Origin of the sequence: Cetobacterium sp., assembly GCF_048470075.1 — a bacterium.
In the GTDB taxonomy this organism is placed as follows: domain Bacteria; phylum Fusobacteriota; class Fusobacteriia; order Fusobacteriales; family Fusobacteriaceae; genus Cetobacterium_A.
Genome location: NZ_DBGBQB010000052.1, coordinates 1 through 9,330, shown reverse-complemented (window position 1 = coordinate 9,330; position 9,330 = coordinate 1). Strand labels below are relative to the sequence as shown.

The window sequence follows — 9,330 nt, the reverse complement described above, 5'->3', positions numbered from 1 at the left end:
ATTGAAAACACTCCTGAAAGAATCGAACTATTTTATAAAGATATTTTTTCAGGTCTTAACATAGATCCATATGATTTTTTAAAAAGAACTTTTCCAGTTAATAGTAATGATTTAGTCATTGAAAAAAATGTTACTTTTTACTCTATGTGTGAGCACCACTTTTTGCCATTTTTTGGTAAAATATCTGTAGGCTATATTCCAAATGGTCAAATAGTAGGTTTTGGAGACATTATAAAAATTATTGAAGCCTATTCAAAAAGACCTCAACTTCAAGAGAGATTATGCGAAGAGATTGCAGAAACTATTTTCAGTGGTTTAAAGTGTCAAGGTGTTTACATAGTTATTGAAGCTGAGCACACTTGTATGACGATGAGAGGAGTTAAGGCAATTGGGAGTAAAGTTATTACAACGGCTTCTAAAGGTATTTTTAATACTCAAGAAAACTTAAAATTTGAATTTTTAAATCTTATAAAAGAATAGAGGGGCATTTATGGACAAAATATATATTGAAAATTTAGAATTTATTGGAAATCATGGTGTTTTTCAAGAGGAAAAATTTCTTCAACAAAAATTTGTTATCTCTGTGGAGATGGATACTTGTACCAGAAAAGCTGGTATTGGAGACGATTTAACTCAGTCAACTCACTATGGTTTTGTCGCTGACGATATTGAGAAAATATTTTTTTCTAAATCTTTTGATCTAATAGAAGCCTTGGCTGAATCTATTGCTGAGATGATTTTATTAAAATATTCTCTTATTAAAAATGTTAAAGTTACTATTAAGAAGCCTTGGGCTCCTATCAAGAAGCATTTTGATTTTGTAGCAGTGGAAATCTCACGTTCTCGTAATATTTCATACCTTTCAATTGGTACAAATATAGGCGACTTAAAACATAACTTAGAGACTGCTATTGAGCATATTTCAAAAGTTAAAAATACAAAAGTTTTAAGTGTAAGTAGTTTTTTAGAAACAGAACCCTTTGGAGATGTTGTACAGGATAACTTTTTAAATGCCTGCCTTCAGATTGAAACTTTACTCACTCCTCAAGAGCTATTGAAAGAGCTTTTAAATATTGAGATTTTAATGGGTAGAGTTAGAGAGATTAAGTGGGGACCTAGAGTTATTGATATAGATATTCTTCTTTTTAATGACTTAGTTGTTCAAGATGAAAACCTTGCTATTCCCCACCCTTGGATGTGTGAACGTTCTTTTGTTTTAGACCCTCTAAATGAGATTGCTCCAAATGTTATTCATCCTTTAGAGAAAAAATATATATCTGTATTAAAAAGAATCTTAGACAAGTCTATATAGGAGGTAATTATGTTCTTTTCTTCACTTGGAAAAACTTTTTCTTTAAACAATGAAACTTTGATTATGGGTATTCTAAATGTTACTCCTGACTCCTTCTCTGATGGAGGATCATACAACTCTATAGATCTGGCTTTTGAACATGCTAAATCCCTGATTTCTCAAGGTGCTCATATTATTGATATAGGTGGACAATCAACTCGTCCAGGACATGAAGAGGTAACTTTAGAGGTGGAGTTAAATAGAGTTATCCCTGTTATTGAGAAAATTTCAAAGGAGTTGGATTGTATCATATCCATTGATACCTATCGATATGAAGTGGCTGAAGCAGCACTTAAAGCTGGAGCTCATATTATAAATGATGTTTGGGGACTCCAAAGAGATAGTGGTGAAATGGCTAAAGTTGCAGCTAAGTATAACTGTGTTGTCATTGCTATGCACAATCAAAACTCAAAATTTTATGAAGAGGATATAATTTTATCCATGAAAAAATTTTTTAAAAAAACCTTTGAAATTGCAGAAAGCAATGGACTGGATACAAATAAAATAATAATTGACCCTGGGATTGGCTTTGGAAAAGGCTATGAGGAGAATATAGAGGTTCTGAATAGATTACATGAAATATCCTTTATAGCTCCCATTCTTTTAGGAGTATCTAAGAAAGGATTCATCGGGAAAGACTTAAACCTCTCTCCTCAAGAAAGAGTGGAGGGAACTATTGCCGTTAACACTTTAGGGGTTTTAAACGGTGCTAAAATAATAAGGGTACATGATGTTTTAGAGCATAAAAAAGCCCTTTCTATTGCTGATAAAATTATATATTTTAAAAAATAATCAATACCTAAAAGGGAGAGCATTGACATGCTCTCTCTTTTTCTAATCACTCTTTTCTCAATAGTTATAGAAGTAACTTCCTCCTATAAACTCCTTTAGTATAGATTCATCTGGTACATATCTCTCTGAAATTGTTGTAAAGTAACTCAGTAATCTTAAAAGTTTTCTTGCCTCACTGTAATGAGGACTATCCATTTTTATTTTAATTAACTCTCTTTCCACAGCTGGTTTTAAAACCCCTATCTCATATGCTAAACTCGTGTCAAAAATTACATCCGCATTCTCTTGATATGGGAAAATATTTTTACTCTCCCCTCTTCTTACTCTATCCCACATCTCTAAAGTTTCTTCAGCATCAAAGTTTCGTGAGATACTATCTCTAACTATTCTTCTCATTTTTCTAACTATACTTGTCTTTATTCTATTATGAGAATCTATATTTAACTGTGTTAGACAGCTGATATAAATTTTAAATATATGACTTTGAGAGATTCCCTCTATCAGAGAGTTATTTAACCCATGAATACCCTCAAGAATAATAACTGTACTCTTTGATATTTTTACTATCTCTCCTCTCTCTTTTCTTTGTCCACTTGAAAAATCATATTTTGGCAACTCCACCTCTTTCCCTAACATCAACTCTTTTAAATTCCTATTTAAAAGCTCTATATCTAAGGCCTTTATTGTTTCAAAATCTTTTTTCCCATTTTCATCTAGAGGTATTCGATCTCTATTTATATAGTAATCATCCAATGATATCATAAGTGGTCTTATTTCCGATGCCATCAGATGAAGCTTTAGCCTATTACTAAATGTCGTTTTCCCCGATGAACTTGGTCCTGCTATTGTCACTATTTTTATATCTCTATCCTCTAATATTTTTTCCGCTATTTTAGTTATCTTTTTGTCATGTAAAGTTTCATTTACTCTTATTAGTTCAACTATATCTCCCTGCAGATTTATCCTATTTAAACTTCCCACACATGACACCTGCATTATATCATTCCATTTGGAGCTCTCTTTATATACTTTAGCTAGTTTCCTATCATCTATCATAGGTGGAATTTGAATAACTCCATTTATATCTTTAGGAGTTTTAAAAATAAATCCTTCATCATAAGAATATAGTTCAAATAGATCAACATATTGTGTGTTTTCGTATAACTCCTCTATAAAATATGTTTTATAATCTCCTAACTCATATACAAAAAATGAGATTATACCCGTTGTTTCCAAAAGTTCTTTCAAATCTGTTCTTATACTCTCTAGGTGTTTTGGGGTTACACACTCTGAATTGAAGTTAATCTTTTTTATAGGTAATGCCTCTAAAACTAACTCATTCATTCTTGATTCTATTTTTTTTATCTCCTCTTCCGTTACATATCCCTTTCCATTTATAGTGACATATACTCCATTATTTAAGGAGTTTCTAAAAGTGATTTGAAATTCTGGATAGATATCGTTGATAGCTTTCAATAAAACAAGTTTTGCTGTTAAATGGTATTTTCTACTCTCAAACTTTTCCATATTTTTCCTCCTAATTATAAAAATAACTCTAAATTAGTTTAAGTCCTAATCTAGAGTTATCCTTTTTTATTTCTCTACTTTTTTTCATCTTTTCCAATTAAATGACAAGCATAAAAGTGTCCTGGAGATATCTCTCTCAATGTAGGTGTCGCATTTCCACACTCTGGAACAGCCATACTACATCTCTTTCTAAATCTACATCCCACTCCTGGATTAACTGGTGATGTTATCTCACCCTTTAATCTCTCTCTATTCATTTTATACTTTATACTTGGAATAGGTATCGCTGATAGTAGTGCCTTTGTATATGGGTGCACTGGATTTTTAAATAGCTCTTTTGCAGGAGCTTTTTCTACAAGTTCTCCCAAATACATTACAGCTATATCATCTGAAAAGTGTTTTACTACTGATAAATCATGAGTTATAAACATATATGTCAACCCAAACTCTTCCTGTAAGTCTTTCATAAGGTTTAGTACCTGAGCTTGAATAGAAACATCTAGAGCTGAAACTGGCTCATCACAAACTATAAATTTTGGATTTAATGCCAATGCTCTTGCAATTCCAATTCTTTGTCTTCTTCCCCCGTCCAACTCGTGAGGATATGTATTTGTCAATCTTTCACTCAATCCAACTGTTTCCATTAACTTAGCTACTCTTTCCTGTAGTTCCTGCTTATTCTTACATTTTTTATGTATTATAAGAGGCTCAGCAATAATCTCACTGATAGTCATTCTAGGATTTAAAGATGCATATGGGTCTTGGAAAATTATTTGCATCTCCTCTCTTAATTTAACCATCTCAGATTTTCCATACTCTCTTATATTTTTCCCTTCAAAAAGAATCTCTCCATCAGTTGCTTCAAGAAGTCTTAATACAACCCTTCCAGTAGTTGATTTTCCGCATCCAGATTCTCCAACCACACCTAAAGTTTTTCCTCTTTCTATGGAAAATGTAACTCCATCCACTGCATGTAAAAGCCCTTTTGGAGTATTAAAATATTTCTTTAAATTTTTAACCTCTAATATTTTATCTGCCATTTCTTCCCCCTTGTAGCTCTGGTACATTGATTATTCCCTCATAAGCTAAACACTTTACTTTATGTCCATTCTCATCTGTTGTTCTAGGACTTTGACTTGAACATTTTTCTTGAGCATATGGACATCTAGGATGGAATCTGCACCCTGATGGTAAATTTGTTGGATCAGGCATCAACCCTTTTATCGGTTTTAATCTAGTTACTTCCTCATCTAAACTTGGTATTGAATCAAATAGTCCATGCGTATATGGATGTTTTGGTTTTTCAAATATATCATATAGCGTTCCAGATTCTACAATCTCTCCAGCATACATAATAGCTACTTTATCGCAAACTTGAGCAACTACACCCAAATCATGAGTTATCAATATCATAGATGTTTTTAGCTTTTCTTTTAAATCGTTCATTAAATCTAATACCTGAGCTTGTATTGTAACATCTAAAGCAGTTGTTGGCTCATCTGCTATTAAAAGCTTTGGATTACATGCTAAAGCGATTGCTATTACAACCCTTTGCTTCATTCCACCTGAGAATTGGTGCGGGTAATCATTTAATCTATTCCCCGGAATACCAACTAATTCAAGCATCTCACTGGCCTTTTCCATAGCATCCTTTGTGGATAACTTCTCATGTATTTGGATAACTTCCGCTATCTGGTCTCCAACTGTCAATACAGGATTCAATGATGTCATCGGATCTTGGAAGATCATACTTATCTGTCTTCCTCTAATAGCTCTCATATCCTCCTCTGAAATTGTCAATAGATTTCTTCCTTGAAAAGTGATCTCTCCAGATAAAATCTTCCCTGGTGGGTTTGGAACTAATCTCATTATACCTAGAGCTGTAGTTGTTTTTCCAGCTCCAGTTTCTCCAACTAATCCTAAAGTTTCTCCCTCTGCTAACTCAACCTCTAAATCTGTAACAGCTAAAACTTTCTCTTCATTTGTTTCATAGTTTATAGATAAATTTTTTATAGTTAATAGTTTTTCCATTTACGTCCATCTCCCCACTGTAATTATTGTTTTAATCTTGGATCTAATGCATCTCTTAATCCATCCCCTAAAAGATTTAAAGATAGTATCGTTATCATTATTGATACTCCTGGAAATGTTGTTACCCACCATGCGTATCTCAGATATTGTCTTCCTCCAGATAACATCGATCCCCATTCAGGAGCTGGTGGTTGTATTCCAAGTCCAATAAAGCTCAATCCCGCTGTTGATAGTATCGCATTTGCAACTCCTAGAGTTCCCTGAACAATTACTGGGGCCAATGAGTTTGGAATAATGTGTCTAAAAATTATTCTTGCATCACTTGCACCTATTGCTCTTGCTGCTTCTATAAACTCCTGATCTCTGATAGATAGAACAGATGCTCTAACTATTCTAGCATATCTTGGCACTGATGATATACTTACAGCAATCATTAAATTTAAAAGATTTGGTCCCAATGCTGATACTATTGCAATTGCTAATAATATACTAGGTACCGCTAAAAATATATCCATAACTCTCATTATTATATTATCTAATTTTCCACCATAATAACCTGCTATAGCTCCTAAGAACCCTCCGATTACTATTGCTATACCAACAGCTAGTATACCAACTTTTAAAGATACTCTAGCTCCATGAACAAGTCTAGCAAAGATATCTCTTCCAAACTCATCTGTTCCTAACCAGTGTTGTGCTGATGGTGGTTTCAATCTCATTCTCAAATTTTGCTTAATTACCACTTGATCATAATTTGCAATTTGATCTGCAAATACTGCTAATAAAACTATAATTACTAATATAATTAATCCAAATAGGGCCATTTTATTTCTTTTTAAATTTTTCCATAACTCTGCCCATTGGCTTCTTTTTTTCCCAACATTTTCATTCTTTGTAGTAGCCACTTTATTCACCCCTCTATTTGTATTGCGATTTTATTCTTGGATCTACATAAGCATATAATATGTCCACCGCTAAGTTTACCACACTAAATGTAACTGCCAAGAAAATTACCGATGCTAAAACTGTAGGCGTATCTTTTTGTCTGATAGCATCTACCATCATTCTTCCTACACCAGGCCATGAATAAACTGATTCTGTCAATACAGCTCCCCCTAAAAGTCCTCCAAATTGTAGTCCAACTACTGTTATAACTGGAATTAGTGCATTTTTTAAAGCGTGTTTATTTATAACTACTTTTTCTGCAACACCTTTGGCTCTTGCTGTTCTTATATAATCTTGTCTTATAACTTCCAACATTGAAGAACGAGTCATACGAGTAATTATGGCTGCTGATCCTACCCCTAAAGTCAGAGATGGTAAAATCAAACTTTTTAATCCGTCAAATCCTCCAGAAGGTAACCATCTTAAATTAACTGAAAATGTTAATATAAGCATTAATCCTAACCAGAAAACTGGCATTGACACCCCTAATAAGGCTCCTATCATACTCACACTGTCAATTAGTGTATACTGTCTTGTTGCAGAGATTATTCCCAGAGGGATACCTATGCAAACAGCTATAATTATTCCTAAAACCGCTAATATTAATGTATTAGGAAATCTTGAAAATATCTCTCCAAATACCTCTCTTCCTGTTGTATAAGATTGCCCAAAGTTTCCAACTACTGCATTTTTTACAAATCTTAAATACTGAACTATAAAGGGATCGTTTAGTCCCATCTCCAATCTTAATTGTGCCACAGCCTCTTTGGGTGCACTTTCCCCTAATATAAGTTGAGCTGGATCTCCAGGTGTAAATGACATTATTGTAAATACTAAAAATGAAACCCCTAATAGTACAGGTATTAACAATAGTATTCTTTTGATTATATATTTGTACATTGTGTAGCCCCCTTTATTTGCTTTATGCTAGAAAGGAAACCATTTAGGTTTCCTTTCTAAGATTAAATATTTTTATTTTGTCTTATAAGTTCCATAAATTTTGTGGTGTCCAGCTGGATGCATTTTAAATCCTTCCACTGTTTTTTGTTTTCCTATATTTTGAGTTGTATAAGCTATTGTAAATATTGGAGCATCCTCTTGGATTATCTCTTGTACTTCATAGTAGTAAGCTTTTCTTTCCTCAGGATTTGTTGAATTTTTCGCTTTTGTTAATAGTTCATCAACTTTTGGATTTGAATAGAATGATCTATTTCCAGCTCCACCCTTATTTGCTGAGTTAAATAGTGGCTCTAATCCATAGTCAGCATCTCCTGTTACAGATACCCAACCTAGGATAAACATATCGTGTTCCCCTCTAGCAGTTCCATCTAAATATGCTCCCCACTCAAGAGTTTCAATTGTTACATCTATTCCAACCTGTTTTAATTGGTCTTGGGCGATAACAGCTATATCTCTTCTAGTTGGATTATCATTTGTCCATAGCTTTAATTTTAAGCCTTTTTCATATCCAGCCTCTTTTAAAAGTTGTTTTGCTTTTTCAGGATTATACTCATATGATTTTGCATTTGGGTTATAACCAAATACTTTTGGACCTATAGGTGAATTCGCTTTCTCCCCTGATCCTTGATAAGCAACATCTATTATATCTTGAACGTTTAACGCATATGAGATTGCCTGTCTAACTTTTTTATCCTTTAATGCTTCTTTATTTACATTAAATCCTATGTAAGCCATCGATAGAGATGGTTCCTCAACATAATCCAATGTTGGTAAAGATTTTACCATCTCTTTATCCACTGGTTCTAAGTCATAAGCTATATCAACCTCTCCAGTTTCTAATCCTATTGTTCTATTTGTTCCCTCTACAATGCTTCTAAAGATAACCTTCTCCGTTGGAGCTTTACCCATGTAGTAATCTGGGTTTGCCTGAAGTGATATTCTATCTCCAGCTTGCCAACTCACAAATTTATATGGACCTGTTCCAACTGGATTTTGTCCATAAGCATCTCCACCTTTTTCAACAGCTTCTCTATTTAATATTGAAGCCGCTGTGTGTGATAAGTGACTTAATAACGCTCCAAAAGGCTTATTAGTCTTTATTCTAACTGTTGAGTCATCCACAACTTCAACAGACTCTACAGCTGCAATTATATGTGATACTTGTGGAGAAGCTTTCATTCTATCTAAAGTAAATTTTACATCATCTGCTGTTAATGGCTCTCCATTATGGAATTTTACTCCTTTTCTTAACTTAAACTCTGTTGTTGTATCATCAATTTGAGTCCAGCTTTCAGCTAAACCTGGGACTATATTCATATTGGCATCTTGTTTAACTAGAGAGTCGTAGATTTGTCCAGCTACTCTAGAAGATGGTTGGTCGTTTGTCGCATGTGGATCTAAAATTTTAGCATCTGCCCCTTGAGCCACAATTAAGGTGTCCTTACTAGCTTGTGCCTCTAAATTCAATCCTAAGAAAATTGTTAATGCACTCAATAAAAGTATCTTTTTTTTCATTCTCTTTCCCCCCGCATTCCTATTTTTTTATTTTTCAATAATTTAATATTGTTAATAAAATATAACCTTTTATCTTGTACAAATCAAATTTATTTAATGAATCAAAACTATTTAAAAAATAAATTTTTTCAATATTACTAAAAAAGAAAAAATATTTTTATTTTTGTTCTTTTTTTCGGTATTGATTTATTTTATTACACCTGTTATAA

9 protein-coding genes are annotated in these 9,330 nt (G+C 33.1%); 3 read left to right on the top strand and 6 right to left on the bottom strand.

Features of this window, described 5'->3' with window-relative positions:
• From folE to folP, 3 genes are all read left to right on the top strand, one after another.
• On the top strand, positions 1 to 480 hold a 480-nt coding region (folE, locus tag ACMOUI_RS01685), incomplete at its 5' end, for a GTP cyclohydrolase I (RefSeq protein ID WP_418964014.1).
• A gap of 10 nt (positions 481 to 490) precedes the next feature.
• A complete protein-coding gene (folK, locus tag ACMOUI_RS01680; protein ID WP_418964013.1) occupies positions 491 to 1,312 on the top strand; it encodes a 2-amino-4-hydroxy-6-hydroxymethyldihydropteridine diphosphokinase in 822 nt (273 codons plus the stop codon).
• 9 nt (positions 1,313 to 1,321) lie between these two features.
• A complete protein-coding gene (gene folP, locus ACMOUI_RS01675) occupies positions 1,322 to 2,143 on the top strand; it encodes a dihydropteroate synthase (protein WP_418964012.1) in 822 nt (273 codons plus the stop codon).
• Positions 2,144 to 2,200: 57 nt separating this feature from the next.
• On the opposite strand, the gene ACMOUI_RS01670 is transcribed toward folP, so the two are convergent.
• The 6 genes from ACMOUI_RS01670 to ACMOUI_RS01645 form a co-directional block, all read right to left on the bottom strand.
• Entirely contained in the window at positions 2,201 to 3,670 is a 1,470-nt protein-coding gene (locus ACMOUI_RS01670; RefSeq protein ID WP_418964011.1) for a nucleoside kinase, read from the bottom strand.
• Between the two features lie 74 nt (positions 3,671 to 3,744).
• The gene (locus ACMOUI_RS01665) at positions 3,745 to 4,710 is read right to left on the bottom strand and encodes an ABC transporter ATP-binding protein (RefSeq protein ID WP_418964010.1); all 966 of its coding nucleotides are present in this window, start codon (positions 4,708 to 4,710) and stop codon (positions 3,745 to 3,747) included.
• On the bottom strand, positions 4,700 to 5,701 hold the full coding sequence (locus tag ACMOUI_RS01660) for an ABC transporter ATP-binding protein (RefSeq protein WP_418964009.1): 1,002 nt from the start codon (positions 5,699 to 5,701) through the stop codon (positions 4,700 to 4,702). The genes ACMOUI_RS01665 and ACMOUI_RS01660 overlap by 11 nt, the downstream gene beginning before the upstream one ends.
• 23 nt (positions 5,702 to 5,724) lie before the next feature.
• On the bottom strand, positions 5,725 to 6,606 hold the full coding sequence (nikC, locus tag ACMOUI_RS01655) for a nickel transporter permease (protein WP_418964008.1): 882 nt from the start codon (positions 6,604 to 6,606) through the stop codon (positions 5,725 to 5,727).
• A gap of 13 nt (positions 6,607 to 6,619) precedes the next feature.
• Positions 6,620 to 7,546: a nickel ABC transporter permease gene (gene nikB / locus ACMOUI_RS01650; RefSeq protein ID WP_418964007.1), complete on the bottom strand. Its 927-nt coding sequence runs from the start codon at positions 7,544 to 7,546 to the stop codon at positions 6,620 to 6,622.
• Between the two features lie 72 nt (positions 7,547 to 7,618).
• On the bottom strand, positions 7,619 to 9,121 hold the full coding sequence (locus ACMOUI_RS01645; RefSeq protein WP_418964006.1) for a glutathione ABC transporter substrate-binding protein: 1,503 nt from the start codon (positions 9,119 to 9,121) through the stop codon (positions 7,619 to 7,621).
• Positions 9,122 to 9,330: the final 209 nt, after the last annotated feature.